25 protein-coding genes and 1 riboswitch are annotated in these 23,824 nt (G+C 64.9%); of the genes, 15 read left to right on the top strand and 10 right to left on the bottom strand.

The window, feature by feature from the left end; genetic code table 11:
• A partial coding sequence (locus tag VFC51_03215) for a phosphoglycerate kinase (protein HZT06013.1) occupies positions 1-1,000 on the top strand: 1,000 nt, incomplete at its 5' end.
• A gap of 53 nt (positions 1,001-1,053) precedes the next feature.
• Entirely contained in the window at positions 1,054-1,815 is a 762-nt protein-coding gene (gene tpiA / locus VFC51_03210; protein HZT06012.1) for a triose-phosphate isomerase, read from the top strand.
• Positions 1,816-2,037: 222 nt separating this feature from the next.
• On the opposite strand, the gene VFC51_03205 is transcribed toward tpiA, so the two are convergent.
• Both VFC51_03205 and VFC51_03200 read right to left on the bottom strand, forming a co-directional pair.
• Positions 2,038-2,529 carry a hypothetical protein gene (locus tag VFC51_03205; protein HZT06011.1) on the bottom strand — a complete coding sequence of 164 codons (492 nt, stop codon included), beginning with the start codon at positions 2,527-2,529 and terminating at the stop codon, positions 2,038-2,040.
• Between the two features lie 39 nt (positions 2,530-2,568).
• The gene (locus VFC51_03200; protein HZT06010.1) at positions 2,569-3,024 is read right to left on the bottom strand and encodes a cupredoxin domain-containing protein; all 456 of its coding nucleotides are present in this window, start codon (positions 3,022-3,024) and stop codon (positions 2,569-2,571) included.
• 135 nt (positions 3,025-3,159) lie between these two features.
• Between VFC51_03200 and malQ the strand changes: the two genes are divergently transcribed.
• Positions 3,160-4,683, top strand: coding sequence for a 4-alpha-glucanotransferase (gene malQ / locus VFC51_03195; GenBank protein HZT06009.1), 1,524 nt, complete (start codon positions 3,160-3,162; stop codon positions 4,681-4,683).
• Positions 4,684-4,686: 3 nt separating this feature from the next.
• Here malQ and VFC51_03190 read toward each other — a convergent pair whose 3' ends face one another.
• The 3 genes from VFC51_03190 to VFC51_03180 form a co-directional block, all read right to left on the bottom strand.
• On the bottom strand, positions 4,687-5,208 hold the full coding sequence (locus VFC51_03190; protein HZT06008.1) for a fused MFS/spermidine synthase: 522 nt from the start codon (positions 5,206-5,208) through the stop codon (positions 4,687-4,689).
• 68 nt (positions 5,209-5,276) lie between these two features.
• The gene (locus VFC51_03185) at positions 5,277-5,366 is read right to left on the bottom strand and encodes an AURKAIP1/COX24 domain-containing protein (protein ID HZT06007.1); all 90 of its coding nucleotides are present in this window, start codon (positions 5,364-5,366) and stop codon (positions 5,277-5,279) included.
• A 139-nt stretch (positions 5,367-5,505) separates the two neighbouring features.
• Positions 5,506-6,456, bottom strand: coding sequence for a 1,4-dihydroxy-2-naphthoate polyprenyltransferase (locus VFC51_03180; protein ID HZT06006.1), 951 nt, complete (start codon positions 6,454-6,456; stop codon positions 5,506-5,508).
• An 89-nt stretch (positions 6,457-6,545) separates the two neighbouring features.
• Here VFC51_03180 and VFC51_03175 point away from each other — a divergent pair, with 89 nt between their 5' ends.
• The gene (locus VFC51_03175; protein HZT06005.1) at positions 6,546-6,923 is read left to right on the top strand and encodes a VOC family protein; all 378 of its coding nucleotides are present in this window, start codon (positions 6,546-6,548) and stop codon (positions 6,921-6,923) included.
• Here the strand turns inward: VFC51_03175 and VFC51_03170 are convergent.
• On the bottom strand, positions 6,920-8,974 hold the full coding sequence (locus VFC51_03170; protein ID HZT06004.1) for a thioredoxin domain-containing protein: 2,055 nt from the start codon (positions 8,972-8,974) through the stop codon (positions 6,920-6,922). The two genes, VFC51_03175 and VFC51_03170, sit on opposite strands and share 4 nt — an antisense overlap.
• Positions 8,975-9,113: 139 nt before the next feature.
• Between VFC51_03170 and VFC51_03165 the strand changes: the two genes are divergently transcribed.
• From VFC51_03165 to ribE, 6 genes are all read left to right on the top strand, one after another.
• Complete coding sequence (locus VFC51_03165) at positions 9,114-9,632, top strand: response regulator (protein HZT06003.1); 519 nt, start codon at positions 9,114-9,116, stop codon at positions 9,630-9,632.
• 118 nt (positions 9,633-9,750) lie between these two features.
• Complete coding sequence (locus tag VFC51_03160; GenBank protein ID HZT06002.1) at positions 9,751-10,872, top strand: citrate synthase; 1,122 nt, start codon at positions 9,751-9,753, stop codon at positions 10,870-10,872.
• Positions 10,873-10,934: 62 nt separating this feature from the next.
• A riboswitch (FMN riboswitch) is annotated at positions 10,935-11,109 on the top strand.
• 72 nt (positions 11,110-11,181) lie between these two features.
• On the top strand, positions 11,182-12,300 hold the full coding sequence (gene ribD / locus VFC51_03155) for a bifunctional diaminohydroxyphosphoribosylaminopyrimidine deaminase/5-amino-6-(5-phosphoribosylamino)uracil reductase RibD (GenBank protein ID HZT06001.1): 1,119 nt from the start codon (positions 11,182-11,184) through the stop codon (positions 12,298-12,300).
• 25 nt (positions 12,301-12,325) lie between these two features.
• Positions 12,326-12,940: a riboflavin synthase gene (locus tag VFC51_03150; protein HZT06000.1), complete on the top strand. Its 615-nt coding sequence runs from the start codon at positions 12,326-12,328 to the stop codon at positions 12,938-12,940.
• Positions 12,941-12,965: 25 nt separating this feature from the next.
• A complete protein-coding gene (locus VFC51_03145) occupies positions 12,966-14,168 on the top strand; it encodes a bifunctional 3,4-dihydroxy-2-butanone-4-phosphate synthase/GTP cyclohydrolase II (protein HZT05999.1) in 1,203 nt (400 codons plus the stop codon).
• A 1-nt stretch (position 14,169) separates the two neighbouring features.
• Positions 14,170-14,643, top strand: coding sequence for a 6,7-dimethyl-8-ribityllumazine synthase (gene ribE, locus VFC51_03140; protein ID HZT05998.1), 474 nt, complete (start codon positions 14,170-14,172; stop codon positions 14,641-14,643).
• A 27-nt stretch (positions 14,644-14,670) separates the two neighbouring features.
• Here the strand turns inward: ribE and plsY are convergent, their stop codons facing one another.
• Positions 14,671-15,330 carry a glycerol-3-phosphate 1-O-acyltransferase PlsY gene (gene plsY, locus VFC51_03135; protein HZT05997.1) on the bottom strand — a complete coding sequence of 220 codons (660 nt, stop codon included), beginning with the start codon at positions 15,328-15,330 and terminating at the stop codon, positions 14,671-14,673.
• A gap of 40 nt (positions 15,331-15,370) precedes the next feature.
• Between plsY and VFC51_03130 the strand changes: the two genes are divergently transcribed.
• Positions 15,371-16,408 (top strand): NAD(P)H-dependent glycerol-3-phosphate dehydrogenase, encoded by a 1,038-nt coding sequence (locus tag VFC51_03130; GenBank protein ID HZT05996.1) that lies wholly within the window; start codon positions 15,371-15,373, stop codon positions 16,406-16,408.
• Here the strand turns inward: VFC51_03130 and VFC51_03125 are convergent.
• A complete protein-coding gene (locus VFC51_03125) occupies positions 16,377-17,759 on the bottom strand; it encodes a serine hydrolase (protein HZT05995.1) in 1,383 nt (460 codons plus the stop codon). The genes VFC51_03130 and VFC51_03125 overlap by 32 nt on opposite strands.
• A 292-nt stretch (positions 17,760-18,051) precedes the next feature.
• On the opposite strand from VFC51_03125, the gene VFC51_03120 reads away from it, so the two are divergent.
• Together VFC51_03120 and secG are read left to right on the top strand one after the other, a co-directional pair.
• The gene (locus tag VFC51_03120) at positions 18,052-19,362 is read left to right on the top strand and encodes a gluconeogenesis factor YvcK family protein (protein ID HZT05994.1); all 1,311 of its coding nucleotides are present in this window, start codon (positions 18,052-18,054) and stop codon (positions 19,360-19,362) included.
• Between the two features lie 57 nt (positions 19,363-19,419).
• Entirely contained in the window at positions 19,420-19,659 is a 240-nt protein-coding gene (gene secG, locus VFC51_03115; protein HZT05993.1) for a preprotein translocase subunit SecG, read from the top strand.
• Between the two features lie 77 nt (positions 19,660-19,736).
• Here the strand turns inward: secG and VFC51_03110 are convergent, their stop codons facing one another.
• A complete protein-coding gene (locus tag VFC51_03110; GenBank protein HZT05992.1) occupies positions 19,737-20,825 on the bottom strand; it encodes a cupin domain-containing protein in 1,089 nt (362 codons plus the stop codon).
• Between the two features lie 114 nt (positions 20,826-20,939).
• Entirely contained in the window at positions 20,940-22,397 is a 1,458-nt protein-coding gene (locus VFC51_03105) for an aldehyde dehydrogenase family protein (protein ID HZT05991.1), read from the bottom strand.
• A gap of 180 nt (positions 22,398-22,577) precedes the next feature.
• Here VFC51_03105 and VFC51_03100 point away from each other — a divergent pair, with 180 nt between their 5' ends.
• Both VFC51_03100 and VFC51_03095 read left to right on the top strand, forming a co-directional pair.
• Positions 22,578-23,438, top strand: coding sequence for a PaaX family transcriptional regulator C-terminal domain-containing protein (locus VFC51_03100; protein HZT05990.1), 861 nt, complete (start codon positions 22,578-22,580; stop codon positions 23,436-23,438).
• Between the two features lie 33 nt (positions 23,439-23,471).
• On the top strand, positions 23,472-23,824 hold a 353-nt coding region (locus VFC51_03095), incomplete at its 3' end, for an enoyl-CoA hydratase/isomerase family protein (protein ID HZT05989.1).

Genomic DNA, 23,824 nt, shown 5'->3' with positions numbered 1-23,824 from the left:
TCCAGATGGGAAGGCTGACCCGAAGCTGAGCCTGGCTCCCGTTGCGCGTGCGCTGGAAGCGCTCATCGGCGCTCCGGTCGCCTTTGCACGCGAAACGATCGGGCCCGACGCGCATGCAAAGGCCGCCGCACTCCAGCCCGGCCAGATCTTGCTGCTCGAGAACGTCCGGTTTTACCCCGAAGAAGAAGCCAATGACCCGGCGTTCGCGGCCGAGCTGGCGAAATTCGGCGACGTGTTCGTGAACGACGCCTTTGGCACGGCCCATCGCGCCCACGCGTCGACGGTCGGCGTGGCAGCCAATCTGCCATCGGTGGCCGGCTTGCTGATGGAGCGAGAGCTGCGCGCCTTGGGCTCGGTGCTGGAAGATCCGAAACGGCCGCTCGTCGCGATCATCGGCGGAGCCAAGGTTTCGTCAAAGATCGGCGTCCTGGAGAACCTTCTGCCACGTATCGATACCCTCATCATCGGCGGCGGGATGGCGTGCACGTTTCTCAAGGCGGAGGGCATCGATGTGGGCCGCTCCCTACTGGAGGCGGACCGCGTTGGCCTCGCGGCCGATCTGATGCGACGAGCGCAGGCCCGCGGCGCAGGCCTACTCTTGCCGGTCGACGGCGTCTGCGCCGACCGTGTCGACGAATCGGCCCACACGGTGACCGTGGAGGTGGGTGCGATTCCTCGAGACATGATGATGTTGGACATCGGCCCGAGGAGTGTCGAGCGGTTTCGCGAGGGCATTCGATCGGCAGGGACGATTCTGTGGAACGGTCCCATGGGCGTGTTCGAGTGCCGGCCGTTCGCGGCGGGCACCGCGGCGATCGCCGATGCCGTCGCCGCGAGCGAGGCGATCAGCGTCGTCGGGGGCGGCGATACCGTCGCCGCGATCGAGCGCTTCAGCGATCCGTCGCGATTCACCCACGTATCGACGGGTGGTGGGGCATCGCTCGAGTATCTCGAGGGTCGCGCGCTTCCCGGCGTGAGCGTGTTGAGGAGATCGGGTTGACCGCCACCGAAGCTTCTGGATCCGCGCCACAACAGCGGCCCGTCGGTGCCCGCGTGCCGATTGTGGCGGGCAACTGGAAGATGAACACCACCATCCCTGAGGCGGCGGCGCTGGTCGACGCGATGTTGAACGAGCTGCCTTTCATCGAGCGGGTCGAGAAAGTCGTCTGTCCCCCCTTCATATCTCTGGATGCGGTTCGAAGCCGCGTGATGGGATCGGGCATCCTCGTCGGCGCCCAAAACGCCCACTGGGAACCGAAGGGCGCGTTTACCGGTGAGGTCTCTGTCGCCATGCTTCAGGGGCTGGCCGACTTCGTCATTCTCGGCCACTCGGAGCGCCGCCAGCTCTTCCACGAGACGAACGAGGACGTGAACCGGAAGGTCCTCGCCGCGCTCGCCTGGAATCTCCGGGTCATTCTCTGCGTCGGGGAACCCCTTTCGGAGAACGAGGCGGGCAACACAGAACAGTACGTGGAGCACCAGGTGCAATCGGCGCTGCGCGACGTGAGCTCACTGGAAAACGTGGCGATCGCCTACGAACCGATCTGGGCGATCGGCACTGGCAAGGCTGCGACGCCCGAGGACGCGGGGCGCGTCATCCGCCACATCCGGGGCGTGGTGAGCGAGATCGCGGGCGGCGCCGCGGGTCAGGGGATCCGTATTCTGTACGGCGGCAGTGTCACGCCACAGAACTTTCCCGCGTTCGCGGCCCATCCGGAGATCGACGGCGCCCTTGTCGGCGGAGCGAGCCTGCAGGCCGACTCTTTCCTCGCCATCGTTCGCCAGGCCTCGGATGCCGCCCGCCGACAATCCTAGGCGGCGCGGCCGAAAGATGACCGGCCATCCTGTGCGAACCGAAGAATCTACTCGCTAACGGTCAAATCGCGCCAGCCTGTTCGCCTGCGGGCTGAGAATGACAGCTCCCGTCCGTCCCTCGAGCGGGCTTGTACGGATGGGTCGATCGCCTGACGGCACAGATCGCAAACGCTCGAGCCAGTCCGGGCGAGCAGCGGTGGGATGGGGACCGCACGCTCCCCCTCAGTGGAGCTCCCATACCATCCGTGTCGCGAGGAGCAGCGCGCCGAAACACGCCACGAGGTTCAGGACGGCGAGGGATTGGACGGAGCGCCGGACCTGATCGGCCGAGGATCCGTCTTCTGCGGCGGCGATGAGTCGCGGCGCCAGCACGAAGCGGATGAGCGCGGTCATCGTGAAGGTGGCGAGCACGAAGCCATGCTTCCAGAACAGGACCATCCCGTACACGGTGGTCTCCCGAAGCTGCTCCAGCGCGCCGAACGAGAGCGCTTCGCGGAACGGATTGAACATCGTCTGCCATACGCCGGTCAGTACGATGACGACAATGCCGACGACGATGAATGGTCGCGACCAGGAGATCAGGCGTCCGCGCTGGGCGTCGTCGAGCCCGGGCACCGTCGCGGCCACGAGATCGACGATGGCCAGCCCGATCCAGGCGGTGACGAAGGGCACGTGGATCCACAACGCGATGAGGGTCAGACCGGTCTTATCCACGTGCGGTCCGGCAGATCGAAACCATCGCCTCTGGACCGGTTACGAGGTGGCAGACGTTGCGACGAACCAGCCGATCTCCCCGCGATCCGCGTGGCCCGGGATCGCGCAATAGATTCGATAGCGCCCCTCGGTGGGCAGCGTAAAGGTTACCGTTTCCGTGCCGCCGGCGACGAGGCGGTCCGTCGAGACGATGTCGTCCGTATCCGCGACATTCCGCACGTAGAAGGTATGCCGACGGGGTCCGTCGTTCGAAATCGTCACCGAGATCGTGCCTGGCCGCACGGCGACCTCCGACGGGCTGAAGAAATAGTCCCCCGTGCTGATCGCGATCGACTGGTCCGCCGACGCGGCTTTTGATCCCGTCGCCGCATTCTGCGCACGCGCCGTCGAATTGTCCGTCGTTGAGTCGGATTCGCTCGCTGCCCCTCCGCACGCCAGGAGTATCAGACTCGCCGCGGCGATGAGCGTGAGGGGTGCGACCCGTCGAACTGCCATGAACGAAGACTCCGAGTACGTATAGTGTCTAGAGGCTGTACGAGCCGGGCCGTTGCAGAGATTCCCGCAGATCGATCATCTCGCCACCAGATGATGGATCGCGGCGAAGCCACACCGTAACGAACTGGATTTGGCATGGGCGACGAAGCGCGAAATGCAAGCTTTTCGCGATTTCCGCGGGCCGGCGGGCTACTCCTGCACCCCACTTCGCTGCCGAGCCGCTGCGGGATCGGTGACTTTGGACCCGCGGCCTACCAGTTCGTCGACTTCCTCGCGCGCGCGGGGCAGCAGCTGTGGCAGCTCCTGCCCCTCGGACCGACGGGGTTCGGTGACTCCCCCTACGCGGCCCGTTCCGCATTTGCCGGAAACCCGCTCTTGATCTCTCCGGAGATCTTGCGCGACGAGGGCTTGATCGATTCGTCCGAGCTGGATGCGCTGCCGCCATTCCGGGAGGAACGCGTCGACTACGCTGCGGTCGCCGTCCTCAAGGACCGCATGCTCCGCCGAGCCGCGGCCCGCGCGGCGACCGACGGGCCGCCATGGCTTCGCGACCAGCTTGAGTCCTTCCGCTCGGACCAGCGAGAGTGGCTGGACGATTTTACGCTGTTCATGGCCCTTCGCGACCAGTTCGATCGCAATCCGTGGCAGCGCTGGCCGTCTGGCCTTCGGGCTCGGGACCCACGGGCGCTGGAGCAGGCACGGCGTAGTCTGGCCGACGAGGTCGCCTATCACCGTTTCGCGCAGTTCCTTTTCTGGCGGCAATGGTCGGCGCTTCACCAATACGCGGCCGAGCGCCACGTGCAGATCGTCGGAGACCTTCCGATCTTCGTGGCGCACGACAGCGCCGATGTGTGGGCCAATCAGGAGCTGTTTCACCTTGATTCAGCGGGGAACCCGACCGTTGTTGCCGGGGTGCCGCCGGACTATTTCTCGTCCACGGGCCAGCGCTGGGGTAATCCTCTCTATCGATGGGATCGGATGGCGGAGGACGGATTTCGCTGGTGGATTGCCCGGTTCCGCATGCTGCTGCGCACGGTCGACATCGTCCGGATCGATCATTTCCGGGGCTTCTGTGCGTGCTGGGAGATTCCCGCAAGCGAGTCCACCGCTGTCAATGGCCGGTGGGTCGAGGTTCCCGGTGACGCGGTGTTTTGCGCCCTTCGAGATGCCCTGGGGAGCCTTCCCATCATCGTGGAGGACCTGGGTTACATCACGCCGGACGTGGTCGCCCTCCGCCAACGGCTCGGATATCCAGGGATGAAGGTCCTCCAATTCGCCTGGGATTCCGGACCGACGAATCCGTTCTTACCCCACAATTTCGAGCCGAACTGCGTCGTCTACACCGGAACGCACGACAACGATACGACGCTCGGCTGGTTTCGCTCCGCGACCCCGGCCGAGCGTGCACACGCCACCCAGTACATGGGGGTATCCGGCGAGGACATCGCCTGGGACCTCATCCGACTCGCCTTCGCATCCGTCGCGGACCTGGCGATCGTCCCCGTTCAGGACGTTCTCAGTCTGGACACGGATGCCCGCATGAACTTCCCTGGTCGCGCGGAGGGCAATTGGGCATGGCGCCTGCGTCACGACCAGCTCCGCGATGAGCACGCTGACCGCCTCCGCCATCTGTCTACCACGTTCGGTCGCGTGCGATGACGTCTATCGCGGCCGGCAGTGCGCCACGACGTTCTCGCGGGATTTCAGGAGCGCCACGCGGGGAAACGTGCGCTTCAGCCGATCCACTCGAGCCGCCGTGCGGCGGTCGTTGAAGAAATTGAACGCCGCGATTCCGCCCGGCGCCAGTGCCTGGCGGATGCGTCGGAGGAAGGGCCGGCGGAAGATCGCCGGCGGGACCATCCCGTCAGCGAACAGGTCCACGGCGATGTAGTCGAAGACCGTTTCCACCCGGTCGACGAAGGCGAAGGCGTCCGCCTCGACGATCTCGTTCGTGCATCGCTCAATGCTAAAGGCGCTTCGCGCGATACGGATGATGGCCGGATCGTTGTCCACGCCGACGATTCGGACTGCTCCAAATCGTTTCCTGAGGAGGTGGGCGATAGTGCCGCCGCCCAGGCCGAGGATCAAGGCGGTGCGCGGGTGGGCTTCGGGCAACATCAGCGGCCAGTAGCCAGGGCCGAGTGGTCCGCTATCGACGTGGACGGACTGGACGACGCCGTCCACGATGAGCGCGATCTGTCCCTCGTCTTCGCCGATCCAGACGCGCCTCCGCTCCCCGTGGGGAGCAGAAGCTAGCGGTTGCGCCGCCGATACTTCTTCAGCATCTTTCGGTACTTGTGCCGCCGCATCTTTTTCCGGCGCTTCTTGACGAGAGAACCCATCGATGTGCAACTCCTACCCAATCATCGGACGGCCATCGCGAACGTCACCCCGCGGCAGACGCGACTCACGCGTGTGCCGGCCAAAGGGTGGTGTGGCGTGGCAACATCTGCCGAGTGTAGCGGTGGGGCATGAACCCTGTCAAAGTACCGGCGTGCGCCATCCGATGAGCGGCCCGACGGCGATACCGAGGGCAAAGAGGAGCCCGAATCGCGCGTGAAGCTGGGCTGACCCGCGAACCGCGGCGTTGAGCGCGCGCGGATCTTCCGTCGAAACGAACAGCCGCACCAATTTCGGGGGAACCCCCACGAGAACGATCGGGAAAAGCGCGGTGACCGGAAGCTGCCCCGCGACGACGGCGGCGACGTTGGTGACATAGGCAGCCACGAAGAGCGCGGCGTACAGGGCCAATCCCGTCCATCGACCGAAGGTGACCGGGACGGTGTGGCGGCCGACCTTCCCATCCGCCACCACGTCGCGCAGGTTATTGGCGAGTAGGATCGCCGCGACCAGGCATCCGATCGGAATGGATGCCCAGAGGGCGCCCGCCGATAGGGTTCCGGCCTGAATGAAGTAGGCGAGACCAACAATCATCGGCCCCATGAAGAGGAAGACCTCGACCTCCCCGAGCGGCGTGTACGCGATGGGGAGCGGTCCGCCTGTGTACAGGAAGCCGGCGAGCGCACTGGCAACTCCGGCGACGAGGACTGCGAGCGACGTGCGCGCGACGATCGCAAGACCAAGTCCCAGTGCCAGCACCAAGCACGCCACGGCGGCCCAAAAGACCTGAGCGGCCGGAACGTGCCCTCGGACAATTGCCCCTGCGATGCCAACGGTCTCGGGCGTATCGAGGCCATGTCGAAAGTCGAAGTACTCATTGAACATGTTCGTGGCGATCTGGATGAGGACTGACGCCACCAGCATGGCGACGAAGAGCGAAGGTGACCGAAGGTCGCCCGTCGCGAAGGCCAGAGAACCGCCGACGAGTACGGGAACGATGGATGCGGTGAGGGAGAAGGGTCTCGCAAGGCGCCACCAAACGCGCCACGCGGCTGGCCGGTCGTCTCCCGCGGCGATGGGAGTGCTCGTCACCGCCTCCGCTCCATAGCTCCTACCAAACCGCTCGGCAGATCGGGCTGTGATAGTATCGAATCCACGAACTCCACGGAAGGAGGCCCTGCGTGTTCAAAGTCAAGGGTGCGCGATCGTGGAACATCAACGCGGAAAACCTCGACGAGATGGTTCGCTTCTATCGCGATTTCGTAGGCGGAGACGAGGGCCGGAGCATGAACATCGGCGGCGTGACCGTCGCGCACATCGATCTCGGCGGCCTGACGCTTGGCTTGTTCGACGCGTCTGAGGGGCCACGCCCCGGCGTTCCGCATCATACCTTCGACATCGACTGGCCGGGAGACCTGGAATCGGTCACCCGCGAGCTGGAGGGCAAGGGCGTCAAGATCGAAGGGACTCGGATACATCGGGAAGGACCCGGGTATTCGCTCTATTTCTCGGACCCTTGCGGCAATCGCATCGAGCTTTCAACGGATCCACCCCGCTAACCCGCGCGCCGGACGATTTCCAAAGCTGAATCGGGATCTGTGACGGGCGCATCGCAGACGAATCCCCGGCAGACGTAGGCGGTGCTCGTGCCGTTGAGAATCGTGCGTCCGTCGAGAAGCGGGATCGTCGGGGTCGCTGTGGGTTCGCGTGCGTCACGGACGGCAAGGACGGCATTGGGCAAGTACTCCCGACGGAACGGCTCGAGCATACGCTGCATGTCGGGCGAACCGACCTCGCCGATGATTGCGATCTCACATGGCGGCGCGAGCAGGAAGTCGACGGCTGCCAGCATGTTCCCGAAGCCAACGGGGTGCTGGCGAAGCAAGTCCGCAATCTCAGCCATTGCACTGCGGGCGATCCGCTCGTAGCGCGGGTCGCCCGTCAAGCACCAGAGCTGGAGCAGCACGTGGCAGGCTAGCGACGTGCCCGATGGCGTGGCGTTGTCCCACAGATCGCGCGGGCGCGCGACGAGCGTCTCTCCGTCGGAGGCGGCGTCATAGAAGCGCCCATCGGCCTCGTCCCAGAATAGGTCAATCATTCGGTCGGTGATCTCCTTGGCCGCCATGAAGCGCGATGGATCGTACGAGTCCTCGTAGGTAGCCAGGAGCCCATCGGCGGTGGCTGCATAGTCTTCCAAATAGCCGCGAATCTTCGCCCCACCGTCCTTGTACACGCGAATGACGTGGCCGTCCCGCCACAATTCGCGGACCAGGAAGTCGGCGCTGGCCTCTGCGATTGCGCGGTCCGAAGGGCGGCCGAGAACGCGCGCGGCCTCCGCGAATGCTCGGAGCATCAAGCCATTCCAGGATGCCAGGATCTTGTCGTCGAGGCCTGGGCGGACGCGAGCGCTGCGCGCTGCAAACAACCGCCCGCGCCCACGCGCGATGGCTGCCTCCACGTCCGATTCAGAACGATGGAGCCGCTGGGCAAGCTCGCGTACTGGGGTCGCGATCGTCAAGATCGACTTGCCCTCGAAATTTCCCTCACGGGTCACACCAAAGTGCTCTCGCACGAGGTCAGCGTCGTCGGAGCCGACGACGGCGTTGAACTCGTCCGCACTCCACACGTAGTACTTGCCCTCGACGCCTTCACTATCAGCATCGAGCGTGCTGTAGAAGCCGCCGCTGGCGTCACGCATTTCCCGGGCCACGAAGTCCAATGTCTCTTGGGCGATTCGGCGAGCTTCCGAGTCGCCGGTGAGCTGAAAGGCGTGGATGTAGACCTGGGCGAGCAGCGCGTTGTCGTACAGCATCTTCTCGAAGTGGGGGACCACCCACTCGCCGTCGACCGTGTACCGATGGAATCCACCGCCCACCTGATCGTAGATTCCGCCCTGAGCCATGTGGCGAAGAGACGTCATGACCATTGCCAATTGGTCCGCGTCGTGCGTTCGGGTGTAGCTGCGCAGCATGAAGTCGAGAGCCATGGCCTGGGGGAACTTCGGCGCGCCTGCGTAGCCGCCATTCTCGCGATCGAATCGCTCCAGCATCGCCTGTGCTGCGCCCTGCAGGACCGATCGATCCAGCGCGGTGCTCGCAGCGCGAACGCGCGTTTGGTCGCGAATGAACGCGGCAACGCGATCCGCTTGCACGCCGACCTGGCTGCGCTGCGAGCGAAACGCCTCCGAGACGGAGAGCAGGACGCGTTGAAAGGCTGGCATGCCGCCACGGTCGGTGGGTGGAAAGTAGGTCCCCCCATAAAAGGGCTTCCCGTCCGGAGTGAGGAAGACGGTCATGGGCCATCCACCCTGGCCGGTCATGCCCTGCACGGCAGTCATGTAGATCTGGTCGAGGTCGGGCCTCTCCTCCCGATCGACTTTGACGTTGACGAACCGCTCGTTCATGATGGCGGCGGTGTGCGGATCCTCGAATGACTCGTGCGCCATGACGTGGCACCAATGACACGCGGAATACCCGATGCTCAGCAGGAGCGGCTTGTCCTCATCCCGCGCTTTGGCGAGCGCATCGTCGCCCCAGGGATACCAGTCAACCGGGTTGTGGGCGTGCTGGCGCAGGTACGGGCTCGACTCCGATATCAGGCGGTTTGCCAATCCTTTTCTCCATCCTGCCTTTGTAGTATCCTACCGTCACTCGCGGGCTGCGCGCCGCCAAGCGACTGCGTTTCCCCGTCGTCGCGGCTTGGCTGAGATATCAGAGCCGCTGTGATCAGGTCACCGGAGGAGGAAGTGCTTGGCCGATTCTCCTGAGAAGAGAACCGACGAGAGGAAACCGGGCCACGCAGCGCTGCCCCCGGACCAGGCGCTTCTCTACGCACAGGATCTCGCGGCCGCTCGCGCATCGATGCGAACCCTGTCGCGCCGAATCGCGGCAAAAGGCCGGGCGGGCACTCGCAAGATATTGATCGCAGACGACGATCCGTCGCTCCGTCTCCTCGTCAGCACCACCCTGTCCGGTGAGGAATATCAGATCCTGGAGGCAGGGACCGGAATCGATGCGCTGGTAATCACCAAGGCCCAGCGGCCGGTCCTGGTGTTGCTCGACGTCAACATGCCGGACCTGGACGGCCTGGAAGTTTGCCGCCGAATCAAGGCGGATCCCGAGCTGCAAGACGTGAAAGTTGTCATGCTCACGGGAGCTGCGGAACCGTCCGATCAGCAGGCGGGCTTAGCAGCCGGGGCCGACACGTATTTGACCAAGCCATTTCGCCCCCTCGAGCTCCTCAAAGTGGTCGATTCGGCTACGGCGTAGCCAACCGTCGCATTCACGCGAAGCGTCTGTCCCGAGCGCGCCGCCGGAGGGCGGGGCAACCCCAGCGAAGCTGGCGATATACTGGGGTGGGCGTGTGCCCGCCACCAAGGAGGCAAGCATGGCTGCTACAGACATGGGCCTGGAAGATGTCGTTGTCTCCACATCATCGATTTGCGACGTCAACGGCAGAACTGGCCAGCTGATCTATCGTGGTTATGACATTCACGATCTCGTCGAGCACACGACATTTGAAGAGGTTATCTACCTCCTGTGGCACGATGATCTCCCCAACCGCGCGCAGCTCGACGAGCTGAATGCCCAGCTTCGCAACAATCGAACCATCCCACCGGGTGTCGTCGACGTGCTGCGTGCGCTCCCCAGCGGATCCCCGCCGATGGATGTGCTGCGGACCGTCGTCTCGATCCTCGGACTTTATGATCCGGACGGCCGAGACAATTCCATCGATGCGACGCGTCGAAAGGCCGTGCGATTGGCGGCGCAGATTCCCACCATCATCACAACATACCATCGAATCCGCGAGGGGAAGCCGATCGTCGAGCCCGACCCGACCCTCAGCCAGGCTGCCAACCTCCTGTACATGCTGAACGGCGAGCGCCCCGACGACTACATGGCGAAAACCATGGATGTGGCCCTTATCCTGCACGCCGATCACGAGCTGAACGCGTCCACCTTTTCGGCGCGCGTCACGATTGCGACCCTCTCTGACCTCTACGACGCGATCACGGCCGCCATCGGCACCCTCTCCGGACCGCTTCACGGTGGCGCGAACGAGCAGGTCATGCGCATGCTGCTCCAGGTCGGCTCTGAGGATGCTGCGGAAGAGTGGATTCGTGGTGCGCTCGCGCGCAAGGCCCGGATCATGGGCTTCGGCCACCGCGTGTACAAGACGGACGATCCGCGAGCGGTGGAACTGAAGGAGATGTCCCGCGAGCTGGGCGAGCGCACTGGGCATCCGCAGTGGTTCCGCATGTCAGACCGCATCCAGCGTGTGATGCTGGCGGAAAAGGGCCTCCATGCGAACGTCGATTTCTACTCCGCGTCCGCCTACTACGTTATGGGCATTCCCATCGATCTCTACACGCCAATCTTTGCCGCGAGTCGGATCTCGGGCTGGTGCGCTCACGTGTTGGAGCAGCTTGGCAACAACCGGCTGATTCGGCCCAGGTCCGAGTACGTCGGTCCCCGGGACAAGCGGGTCGTACCCCTCAGCCAGCGGTAAAGCGCAACGATTCTTGACGCCCCCCGGGGCGCGAGATATAACACCAGCACAAGTCCATATCTGAAGTCCTTCGGGGCGAGGTGAGGCCGCCCAAGGCGGCCAATTCCTGACCGGCGGTGACTCGCGGGAGCGCTCAGTGGGGCGCCCCTGTCGGGAAGCCCGCGAGCCGTCTGATTGGGCGGCAGATCTGGTGGAACACCAGAGCCGACGGTAAAGTCCGGATGGGAGAAGGCACGGGCGTCGCTCAGGCGACTCGGGACGCTGTGTCTTCGAGCCGCCTTTCTATGGGAGCAGCGACCCGTGACGTACATGGCACGCGCACTCGGGCTGGCCGAGCGATCTCTCGGTTGGTGCAGCCCGAACCCTGCCGTGGGCGCCGTGATCGTTCGGGACGGAGAGATCGTCGGCGAAGGGTGGACCCAGCCTCCGGGCCAAGCCCACGCGGAGATCATCGCCCTCCGAGCGGCTGGACCGCGCGCGAACGGTGCGACGCTCTACGTCACTCTGGAGCCCTGCAGCCACCACGGTCGGACTCCACCGTGTACCGAAGCCATCATCTCGGCGGGCATTCGCTCGGTCCATGCGGCGATGGTCGACCCGAGCCCGTGGGTGAATGGGGGCGGACTCGCCGCGCTGCGAGACGCCGGCATTGCGACCAGCGTCGGCGAACACGAGGAGGACGCCCGTCGCCTCAACGAGGCCTACTTGACCTGGGTGCGGACCCGCGTGCCGTTCGTGACGCTGAAATACGCGGTTACTGTCGATGGCAAGATCGCCACGCGCACCGGCTCATCGTTCTGGGTGACGGGCGTTGAGGCGCGGAGATACGTCGCGCGGCTTCGGTCGCGTGTGGACGCGGTCCTGGTCGGCGTCGGAACGGTCCTGGCCGATGATCCCCAGCTCACCGCTCGTCCGGGCGAATTTGGCGACGTCGAGAACCAACCCGTGCACCAGCCCACTCGGGTGGTATTCGACTCGAGCGCGCGCGTGGATCTCTCATCGCGCGTCGTCTCCGGATCGTTGCCGGGTACGACCATTTTATGTACGACGGATCGAGCGCCGGAGTCGAAGCTGCGCGACTTACGGGCGTTTGGCGTTGAGACGATCGTTGTTCCATCGCGCGATGCCCGCGTCGACGTTTGCGCCGCGCTGCGCGAGCTGGGCCAGCGGAACATCACGTCCGTGCTGGCCGAGTGCGGCGGGAGCCTGGCCTGGAGCCTGTTGCAAGCTGGGGCGGTTCACAAAATCTGCGCTTTTTTCGCCCCCAAGATCGTTGGCGGTGCGGGCGCGCCGTCTCCCGTGGAAGGCCGTGGCGTCGAGACGATGGACGCCGCTTGGACCCTTACCGACACCCGGTGGACGCCGCTCGGGTCGGACATGCTCCTCGAAGGCTACGTCTCCTCCTGCGACCGCACGACGACATCATGAGCGCCCAGGAGATGGGGGACTAGCGGTGTTCACAGGAATCGTCGAAGAGGTCGGAACGGTCCGCGCCCTCACGCAGGAGGGAGACGCGGTGGCCCTTTCGGTTGCCGCGAATGTCGTACTCGACGGCCTGGCGCTCGGCGACAGTGTAAGCGTCGACGGGACGTGCCTCACCGTCGCGGCGTTGGAGGAGGGCGGCTTTCGTGTCGGTCTCTCCCCCGAGACGCTTCGCCGCACCTCCCTGGCGTCCTTGCGCAAGGGAAGCCGTGTCAATCTCGAGCGTGCCGTGCGCGCATCCGATCGACTCGGCGGCCACATCGTGCAGGGGCACGTGGACGGGGTCGCAAAGGTCGTCGGTGTCGTGCCAGAAGGTGATTCGGTCCGCATGACGTTTCAGGTGCCGCCCAACTTGGCAAGGTACATCGTGGAAAAAGGGTTCGTCGCGTTGGACGGAGTCAGCCTCACGGTGACCGAGCGGTCCGGCGATCGATTCGGCATCGCGCTGGTGGCCTACACCCGCGACCACGTCGCCCTCTCACAAAAACGCGAAGGAGACGCGGTCAACCTCGAGGTCGACGTCTTGGCGAAGTACGTTGAAAGCATCGTGGGCATCAGAGTAGACGGGGGGAGCGCAGTATCTTAAGGTTGCGTCGTCCGGGGAGGCGAGAGTGCCGCTGAGCAGTATCCAAGAAGCCATCCAAGAGTTCCGAGAAGGAAAGTTCGTCATCATCGTCGATGACGAGGACCGGGAAAATGAAGGGGACCTCGCCATTGCCGCGGACCACGTCTCTCCCGAGGCCATCAACTTCATGGCGCGCTACGGACGCGGCTTGATCTGCGTCCCGATCGTGGGAAGCCGGCTCGATGAGCTGGAGATCCCGATGATGGTCGACACCAACACATCGAGCTACGGCACTGCCTTCACCGTCGCCGTCGACGCCCGTCGAGGGGTGAGCACGGGCATCTCCGCGGCCGACCGGGCGGCAACCGTGCATGCGCTCATCGATCCGAAGACGAAGGCATCCGACCTTTCCCGACCCGGTCACGTGTTCCCGCTTCGCTACGCTGAGGGCGGCGTGCTGCGTCGGACCGGGCAGACCGAGGCGTCCGTCGACCTGGCGAAGCTCGCGGGGCTGTATCCCGCCGCCGTCATCTGCGAGATCATGAACGAAGACGGGACGATGGCGCGCCTCCCGGAGCTGGAGCAATTCTCCGCGCAGCACGGCATCAAGGTGATCTCCGTGGCCTCGCTCATCGAGTACCGGCGCCGAACGGAGCGCCTGATCCGGAAGATCGCGCAGACGACGATTCCGACCGAATTTGGTGTGTGGGCGCTCCACATCTACGAATCCCTCGTCGACGACAAGCACCACCTCGCCCTCGTGCAGGGAGACATTTCCGGAGACCCACCGCCCCTCGTTCGTGCGCACTCCGAGTGCCTGACTGGCGACGTGTTCGGCTCGCAGCGGTGCGATTGTGGCGTCCAGCTGCGACAAGCCATGAAGATGATCCAGGACGAGGGCCGCGGCATCGTCTTGTACATGCGCCAGGAGGGCCGCGGAATTGGGCTCGTCAACAAGATCCGTGCTTACCAGCTCCAGGACGCCGGCATGGACACGGTGGAGGCCAACGAGCACCTCGGCTTCCCACCTGACCAGCGCGACTACGGAATCGGCGCCCAGATCCTCATCGACCTAGGGGTCAGCAAGATGCGAATTGTGACGAACAATCCGGCCAAGCGGGTCGGTCTCGAGGCGTTCGGGTTGGAGGCTGTGGAGCGCGTGCCGCTCGTAACCGAGCCAACGGAGAGCAACCGACAGTACTTGCGCGTCAAACAGGCGAAGCTCGGGCACCTACTGGGGCTCGACTGACATGCCGGAATTCCGCGGGATGCTTCGCGCTGAGGACAGGCAATTCGCCATCGTCGTTTCGCGCTTCAACGAGTTCATCACCGATCGGTTGCTGGCGGGAGCGAGGGACGCGTTTCGATCCCACGGCGTTTCCGACGACTGTATCGACGTCGCGCATGTGCCGGGCGCGCTCGAGATTCCGCTGGTCGCGCAAACGATGGCCGCGAGCGGGCGGTATTCGGCGGTGGTTTGCCTGGGAGCAGTGATTCGCGGCGCTACGCCGCACTTCGGCTACGTGTCGGGCGAGACGGCCTCCGGCATCGCGAGCGCCGCCCGGGCGACCGGCGTGCCCATCATCTTTGGCGTCCTCACGACCGACACCATCGAGCAGGCCATCGAGCGCGCGGGAACGAAATCGGGGAACAAAGGGTACGACGCGGCCGTCGACGCTATCGAGATGGCCAGCCTTATGGATCAGCTCCGCCGCAAGCCGTAGCGACGCGCCCGCCACGCTGCGCGGCAACTAAGGAGCGGACCGCCGATCAATCGATTCCCCGAGGCGCCGCTCGGTTCCGGACAGGAGGCGGGAGATGTTGTCGGCGTGGGCTGCGATGATAAGGCTGGCCGTTATCACGACATAGACGGTCAAGACCGCCGGCATGGTGCCAGCGACTGTCGCGCCTAACGCGAGGGGTATCGCGATCACGGCGCCGCAGATCGAGCCCAGCGATACGTAGCGCGTGATGCCGCACACGATCGAACCGGCGACGGCCACGACCACGAAGATCCATGGGGCTATCACCGCGAGGCCGCCAAGTCCAGTCACGACGCCTCGGCCTCCGCGAAAGCCCAGGAACACCGATCGGTTGTGCCCAACGACGGCGAAAAACGCCGCGAGCCCGACCCCAAGGGGATCGCCCACCAGCCCCTTCGCCAGAAGCACCGCCAGCGCGCCTTTCGCAAAATCACCGACGAGCACGATAACCCCTGCGCCGATTCCCATCGTGCGCAGGGCGTTCGTGGCGCCGGTCCGCGAGCTTCCCACCCGTGTCAGGTCGAACTTCCCGTAGACCCGCGCGATAATTGCGCCGGTCGGAAAGCTCCCGAGGACGTACGCGAGCGCACTCACGAGGATTGCCGACGGGAGGCTCATGGCGAGCGGAGGGGAAGCGAACAGTTCCACGGGCGGATTCTCTGCGAATCGTGGACGGAGCGCAAGGGGCATCGGTGGAGCCAGGTCTCCCTCCGATCCTCACGAGTCTCACGCCATTGCCGTAATCAACGCGGGCGGATGGGGCACCGCCCTCGCGGTGATGCTGAGCAACAACGGCCACGACGTGCGCCTGTGGGCACGGCGTCCGGAGCTTGCCGCCCGGATCGCGGCCACGCGGGAGAATGGCGATTACCTCCCGTACGTCATGGTTCCACCGACGGTCCGCGTGACGAGCGATCTGGCGAGCGCCGTCGAGGGCGCGGATGCCGTCGTAGTCGCCGTCATCGCGAGCTACATGCGGGAGCTGGCGGGGCAGCTTTGCGGCCTCATTCGGCCCGACACCCTCCTCGTGCACGGCACGAAGGGGTTGGAGCCGGGCACGTGGAGGCGACTTTCGGCCGTGCTGGGAGAGGCGCTGGGCGCGGAGTGCGCATCGAGGGTTGCGGTCTTGGCAGGGCCAAATCACGCCGAGGAGGTGGCGCGGGGTCTGCCAACGGCGGCGGTGCTCGCGTGCTCAGACGCAGACGTGGCGCGGCGGCTCCAAAAACTCCTCGGAGCGCCGATGTTTCGGGTCTACACCAATAGCGATGTTGCCGGTGTGGAGCTGTGCAGCGCGGCCAAAAATGTCATTGCGATCGCGGCGGGGATCGGCGACGGCTTGGGCTACGGCGATAACAGCAAGGCTGCCCTCATCACCCGCGCCCTCGCAGAGATCTGGCGGCTCGTCGCAACGCACGGTGGCTCCTTCGCAACCGTGGCGGGACTGGCCGGCGTTGGCGACGTCATCGCGACGTGCACAAGCCGGCACAGCCGCAACCGATGGGCAGGCGAGCAGATCGGCCGCGGGCGCACGCTGGACGAGGTTGTCCAGAGCACGCGCATGGTGATCGAAGGAATACCGTCCGCCCAGGGGATTCGGGCGCTCGCGCGCGACGCGGGCGTGGAGATGCCGATCTGTGAAGGGGTCCACCGGGTAATCTTCGAGGGGCAGCGCCCAGACGACGCGCTGAAGGAGCTTATGGCCCGGGAGTGGGTGTCCGAGGGGTGAGAATCGGCGCCAGGGTGTTGACGGGAGCGGCGGAACGGGATGGCACGGCGCGCTCACCGGCGGGCGTGGCGGATTGAGGCGTCGCCGTTGGCGAGAGCGTCGCAGCGCCCGCCGCCGATGGCGTGGGCGAGGCAAGTGCCGCGAGAGTCTCGACAGCGAGGGTCAATGTCGGAGCTTCGGCCTCCCGCGACTTCTCAGCGGTAGGGACGGGCGCTTCGCTGTCCGAGGCGGACGTCCGGGAAGCTGTGGCGTTGGCGGGCGGAGGCGCCGTGGCGGTCGCATCCGCAGTCGGATATTGGACCTCAGATGATCCGCCCGACCGGTAGCGCGCGTACGCGGCGGCTGCGATGTTCGCGGTGAGCTGTGCCGCCGTACTCTCCTCCGGAGTCCCATTGGCGAGAACGACCACGATCACGGTGGCGTCGGGACCATAAATGATCCCGGCGTCGTTGACGACCCCGGGGAGATTACCCGTCTTGTGAGCGACGGTCGTCCCCGCCGGCAGCAAGCGAGGAATCCGGTCGTTGACTCGCTGCCGGGACAGGAGCTGAATCATTTCAGCGCTCGCCTCTCGGTCGATACCCTGTCCCCGGGCGAGCATCTCCATGAAGGTCAGCATGTCGCCCGGGGACGTCGTCACGTCATCGAGAATCAGTCGGGTGTGGCGAAGCCCGATTCCCTGCATGTCGCGGTTGATGTTGGTGGCGCCCACGCGATCGCTCAGCAGGATGGCGGAGCTGTTATCGCTGATCGTGATCATGCGCTCGAGGGCTTCGTCCAGCTCAATCGTGGAGCCCGCCGGCCTGTCGAGGGTCCCGAGATCGTACGCGACGTGGCGCTCGGTCAGGACCAGCTCTTCGCCGAAGGAGAGGGCGCCCAGCTCCCGTTGCTTGTACACCTCATACATCACCGTCAGCTTGAACAAGCTCGCTGCCTGGTATTCGCCGTCTGGGTCGATGAGGACACTTCGGCCTGTCGATAGATCTTCAATCGCGATGCCGTATTTCCCGGCGTGCCCCGCCAACGTTTGCGCGATCTGTTGCGCCAGCTCGTGATCCGGCGTTAGCGGCCGAGGACTATATGGGGAGGAGACGGGTACCGAGAAAGGCGTGGGCATCGGGCGCGGGGTTTTTGTCGGAGCCGGCGTCGCGGGAGTCGTTGCAGAGGCGGAGCTGAGCGGCGGCTCGGTCGCCGGAACGTCGGTCGTCGCTTCCTCGGGCGCGTCGACGCGAATCTTCACGTCGACCGATTCCGCCGCCAGACTCGTTGCTGACACGGGAGCAGTCCGCGACCCGCCGCGTCCGGCGAACACGATGCGCCCGAAGAGCAGACCGGCAACGAGCGTCGCCACGCACACTGCTGTCCAAAAGATCGCCGAACGCGCGGATGCTCGCCGTCGCCGGGCGAAGGTCATGCGGCCAACGTGGCGCGGGGCCGAGAGCGCGCTGAGTGAAACATTTTTGACTCAACGGAACCATTTGCGGGAACCATCGCCGCGCGGAGCGGTATTCTAGCAATATAGGCTACGGTGAGCGCGGCGACGGCTGTGTTTACGATCCGCAACATAATTGATATGCCCCGTATGGCCGCCGCCCAGTAGAATGGGCAATGCGCCGGACGCGAGTCCCTCAAGGGGATACGCCGTGTTGAACGCTGCCAAGCTTCTCCAGCCGGGGATGCACGTCAAGCGCTGGATCCTTCTCATCGTCGTCGGGCTCGTCACGACGAGCCTGGGCTTCGCGTACATCCTCACGCACATCTATCGCGTCCAGCCGCTGCCCGAAGTCGCGAGCTTCGTCACGCTCCAGTTCATCGACCGGCTCGTGCGCGGGCTCCTGTTCTTGCTGGTCGGTTTGCCGTGCTTCGTCTTTGGGCTTCTGAAGCTGAATCAATCCCTCCTTGCCGCCTTCGTCGGAACTGGCAACCGCAGCGTCGTCGACGCGATCTACAGCTATCGCTTTCGACAGCGCGGGCCGAAGATTGTCGTCATCGGCGGGGGGACCGGCCTGTCCGTCGCGCTGCGCGGCCTCAAGGCGTACACCAGCAATCTGACAGCCATCGTAACGGTCGCGGACGACGGTGGCAGCTCAGGCCGCCTACGGCGCGATATGGGCGTGCTGCCTCCCGGGGACTTTCGGAACTGCATGGTGGCGCTCGCCGATGTCGAGCCGCTGATGGAGAACCTCTTCCAGTATCGGTTCAACCACGGCTCCGAGCTGGAGGGTCACAGCTTCGGAAACCTGTTCATCGTCGCCATGAGCGAGGTGACGGGCAATTTCGAGCGCGCGCTCGAAGAGTCGAGTCGAGTCCTGGCGGTGCGAGGCCAGGTCTTGCCGTCGACGCTCGCCGACGTCACGCTCTGCGCTGAAATGGACGACGCGCTCCGCGTGCAGGGTGAGTCGAGCATCTCCGCGTGCGGCCAGCGGATTCGCCGCGTCTACCTCGAGCCCGGCGATGCGCTGGCGTACCCGGCGTCCATCAAGGCGATCATGGAGGCAGACCTGGTGGTCGTGGGCCCCGGGAGCCTGTATACCAGCGTGCTTCCCAACTTGATGGTTCATGGGATTGGCCGGGCGCTGAGCGAGACTTCGGCGACGAAGATCTACGTCTGCAACGTCGCGACGCAGCCGGGCGAGACCGACGGCTACGGGATCAGCGACCATATCGACGCGCTGCTCCGGCATCTGGGCAACAGGCGAAACCCGTTTGACGTGGTGCTCGCGAATAGTCGTCTCGGGCTGCCCATGCCACCCAGTGGGAAGGTGCTCCCCGTCCCGCCTGAGGAGGACCGACGTGGCGAAGGCCCCGGTCCACGGCTCGTGCTCGCGGAAGTCGTGGACGAGCACAACGCAGTGCGGCACGACTCGACTCGCCTCGCGCAGGCGATTATGAAGATCTACGAGGAGTCGAGCGAGCGCGCCCGATCGTGGGCGAAGATCGGCCAATTCGTGTGATACACTGCCCGTGGTGGGGCCCTACCCCCCGCGGACAAACCTGGTCGGAGTATCGCCTTGCAGGCACTCGTCCCCTATCTGAACCTTGCCCAGATCCTCGTCTCCGGGCTGCTCATTGTGTTGATCCTGCTCCAGACAAGGGGGACGGGGTTCGCCGCCGGCTATAGCGCCGACACGTCCATCTTCCGAACCCGCCGAGGCGTGGAGCGAACGTTGTTTCAGCTCACCATTGCCGTGGGCGTCGCGTTTCTCGCTGTCTCGATTCTGAGCGTCGTCGTCCCGCGCTTCCAGTCCTGACGTTCGTTTCCCGATTCACCGAAGAGACCGAGGAGCCGCCCCGCGGGGCGGCTCCTCCATTTCGCTGCTCGCTGGCGCTAGTCGTCGGTGTAGTGCCCCGTCACTTCCTGATGACCGTTCCGCTCGGTGTATGGCTCCTCCGTGTAGAGGTTGAGGGCATCGAAAATGGGCGCGTCGCTCGTCGAGAAGAGGATGGCCTCCTCCGTGGTGGATCGGTTGACGTGCTCATGCCATGCCCACGGCGGCAGCGCCACGAAGTCTCCTTGCTCCCAGTCGATCTGCGTACCGTTCACGATAATGGAGCCGCTCCCGCGGAATCCCTGGTAGACGGCGGTCGTCGTGTGGCGGTGAGCCTTGGTGTGCGCGCCCGGTCGGAGCATTTGAATGTTGCAGCCAATGGTCGGAAGCACGTGCCCACCGGTGACGGGATTCGTGAACCGGAACGCGACGTCGTCGAAGGGGCTGGCATCGTACTTCGCCAGCTCGTGGAGCGCGTGCTCCGTCCGTGCCCATGGGAACCGGAGCAACGGGGAGATCGGGGCGGAGGTATGCTCCCAGAATGGTTGGAGGTACCCCGCTCCATATCGGGCCTCTGAGTCGCCGACGGACTTGGTGGCGGGATTGAGCTCGTCCGGATAGTCCTCCTGACGCATGGCTCGGAGCATGCTGACGATCGGCACGTCGAGGCTGTCCATCCAGATCATTGGCCCGTCGGACCGGTTGATGTGGCCGTGCCACGACCATCCCGGCGTGAGGACCAGGTCACCCGGCTCCATCGCGCACGGCTCCCCGTCGACCATGGTCACCGTGCCGGTTCCCTGAATGATCCAGCGAATCGCAGCCGCGGTGTGCCGATGCGACGGCGCGATCTCACCGGGGAGCACGACCTGGACCGCGGCCGTAAGGGTGTGGGTTGCGCCGCCCCGGGTGGCGGGATTGTTCAGGGTGAGCACCCGCCGCTGGGCGTCGGGCCCGGGCTTCACGAGGTCCATCGCGCGGCGGGTCAGCGGCTCAATCGTCGACCATTTCCAGAGCCGAGGTGGGTAGGAGATGGTGGGCGGCCGCTCCTCCTGATGCCGTCGCCAGAGGGCATCCAATCCCTTCCCCGCGATCTCCTGGTAGAACGCCTGCATCGGGTTGGTTCCGGTTGCCTGCTCGACTGCCATGCGGACCTCCAATCTTGCCGCTCTCGCCCTGTCGCTGGTACCGGGACGATATCACTTGACAACCGGAGCGTCAATCGGTCAGTGTGCGGGCCAAATGCACCCCTTCGCGGTCAGTCACACGTTGACGATCACGACCCCCTTGGGCTCCAAATAGTAGTCGAGCGCTTCGGGCCCGTGCTCGCGGCCAACGCCGCTCGCCTTTACGCCGCCGAACGGCAATTCGTCGTAGCCGTAGTGCAGCGAATTCACCCACACATTGCCGGCCTGCAGCCGCTCAATCGCCTTGTTGGCGTGGACCAGATTGCGCGTCCAGATGGATGCTCCGAGCCCGTAGATCGAGGCGTTTGCCCGTTCGATCGCCTCGTCGAGGTCGGTGAATCGGAAGATGGGGAGGGCGGGGCCGAAGCATTCCTCGCGCGTGATTCGCGCATCGTCGGGCACGTTTGTCAGAAGCGTCGGCTGGTAGAAGAAACCGTTATCCAGTCCATCCCCTGATGGCCGCGCGCCGCCGACGACGACCTTTGCGCCTCGGCTCCGGGCTTCCTCCACCTGTCCCTCGACCTCCTCGCGCTGGTATGCGAGGTGCAGAGGTCCCATGCGGCTCTCGCGGTTCATTCCATTACCAACGGTCTTCTTCCGGAGGATGTCGGCGAGGCCGTCGATGAACGTGTCTGCGATGGCGTCGTGCAGGAAGAGCCGCTTGACGCCGAGGCACATCTGTCCGCAATTGAAGAAGCGGCCCACGTCGGCCATCTTGATCGCGACATCGACGTTGGCATCGTCCATGACGATCATGGGGTCGCTGCCGCCCAGCTCGAGGGTGACGCGTTTGATCTCGCGCCCCGCGACCTCCATCACGTGGCGGCCAACTTCGGTGGACCCCGTGAAGGCGATCCGTCGGATGCGCGGGTTCCGGATGATCTCCTCGCCCACTGTGCCACCCGGTCCGGTCACGACATTCACGACGCCCTTGGGAAGCGTCTTCTTGCCGTCGGCGTACGTGGCCTTCTGGATCTGCTCCACGCACAGGAGTGTGGCCAGCGGCGTCGTCGAAGCGGGCTTGATGATGATGGTGTTGCCGGCTGCCAGCGCCGGGCCCAGCTTCGTTCCCATGAGGGTGAGGGGAAAGTTCCAGGGGACGATTCCGCCGCACACCCCGATCGGCTGGCGGAGGACCAGGCCGTACGCGTCTTTCTGCGGAAGCGGAACGTGGGACCCGCGGACCTTCGACGCGAGCCCCGCATAGAACTCGAGTCCGTGAAGCAGGTGGTGAACTTCGAGGTTCGCCTCGAAAAGCGTCTTGCCCTGCTCCTGGGTCAGGAGCTGCGCGATCTCCTGGCGCCGCTCTTGGATCAGCTCGCACGCGGACTGCAGCGCCTTCCCACGATCTTCGGGCGTGGTCGCCGCCCAGTCCGGAAAGGCGGCCTCTGCCGCCGCGATTGCCGCCTGGACGTCGCGTTCATCGCCCTTGGGCGCGCGATCGACCACCTCGCCGGTCGCCGGGTTACGAATCTCGTATGTATCGGCGCTGGCGGCGTCTACCGCCTCACCGCCGATGAGCATCTTTGCCATGATCCCTTTCTCCTAGCTCCGCACCCAAGCGGCGCGTCCTTGACAGGCTCCATGTCGACGGATACATTACCATGTGGCGGACTGTAGGCGCTACGTCGAAAAATGACATATCACCGGTCCGCCTGTCCGCCGTCCGGCGAAGTCGCTAGCCCGTTTTGCCAATCCGCGCGTGGTGGGTTGATGGTTCTGGTCCGTCCGCAGTCGATGATGTTTACGCTGTTCGGCGATTACATCATGCATCGTGGTGGAGAGATCTGGGTAGGCAGTCTGATTCAGATCGCCGCGCAGTTCGGCCTCTCGCAGCAGGCTGTGCGCTCCGCGCTCTCGCGCATGGGCCAACACGGTTGGCTGAAGGTGCGCCGCGTCGGCAACCGATCGTACTACGGCGCCACGGCGCGGACCAAGCGTCTCCTCGAGGAGGGGGAGCGGCGCATCTTCGTTCGGCGGCCGGAGCCGTGGGATCATCGCTGGCGCATCCTCGTCTACTCGATTCCGGAGCGCAAGCGCGAGGTCCGTACGGAGCTGCGCAAACAGCTCGCATGGCTGGGTTACGGGCCGCTGAGCAGCGGCTCGTGGATCTGCCCCCACGACGTGGAAGCCAAGGTCCTCGATGTCGTCGCCAGCCTGGGAATCGAACACCACATCGAGATGTTCACCGCGACCCACGATGGCGCGTCCAGCGATTCTGAGCTCGCCGCCCGTTGCTGGGATCTGGCGGGCCTCAATCGTCGGTACGCGGCATTCCTCGCGAAGCACCAACCGCTTTACCAGGACCTGAAGGAACGCTCTGACGTCCCGGCAAGCGAATGCTTCGTTCGGCGGTTCCTCTTGATCCACGAATACCGCAGGTTCTTCTTCATCGATCCCGACCTTCCGTCCGAGCTGCTGCCGGACCTTTGGCACGGGGGAGAAGCACGGGATCTGTTCTATGCCTTCCACAGCCTGCTAGCCGATCGGGCCAACGCCTATTTCGATTCTGTATTCGAGGGGCCCCCACCACGACGCAAGCGTCCGGATGGGCGCCAGCAATCTATCGCCTAGCGTGCCAACGAACCGAATAAGGGGAGGGATACGATGGCAGTCAGCGTCGAGCGCGACAACGGAATCGGCATCATCAAGCTCAACAACCCGCCAGCGAACGCGTATGACCACCAGGTCATGAAGGAGCTGGACGATGCGATCTATCAGGTGCGCTTCGATCCGACGATCAAAGTTGTTGTCGTGGCGAGCGATCTTCCGCGATTCTTCTCCGCAGGCGCCAACGTCGCGGCGCTCAAGTCCGGCACTGCCTACGAGCGCGCAGCCTTTGACCTCCATGCGCACGAGGTTCTGGCCAAATTCGAGCGGACGCCGAAGCTAATCATCGCCGCGGTCTCGGGCCACTGCCTTGGCGGCGGACTGGAGATCGCGCTCGCCTGCGACATCCG

The organism is Chloroflexota bacterium, from assembly GCA_035652535.1.
In the GTDB taxonomy this organism is placed as follows: Bacteria; Chloroflexota; UBA6077; order UBA6077; family SHYK01; genus DASRDP01.
The sequence above is the reverse complement of the archived record's forward strand: the minus strand, read 5'-3'. Positions and strand labels throughout refer to the sequence as shown.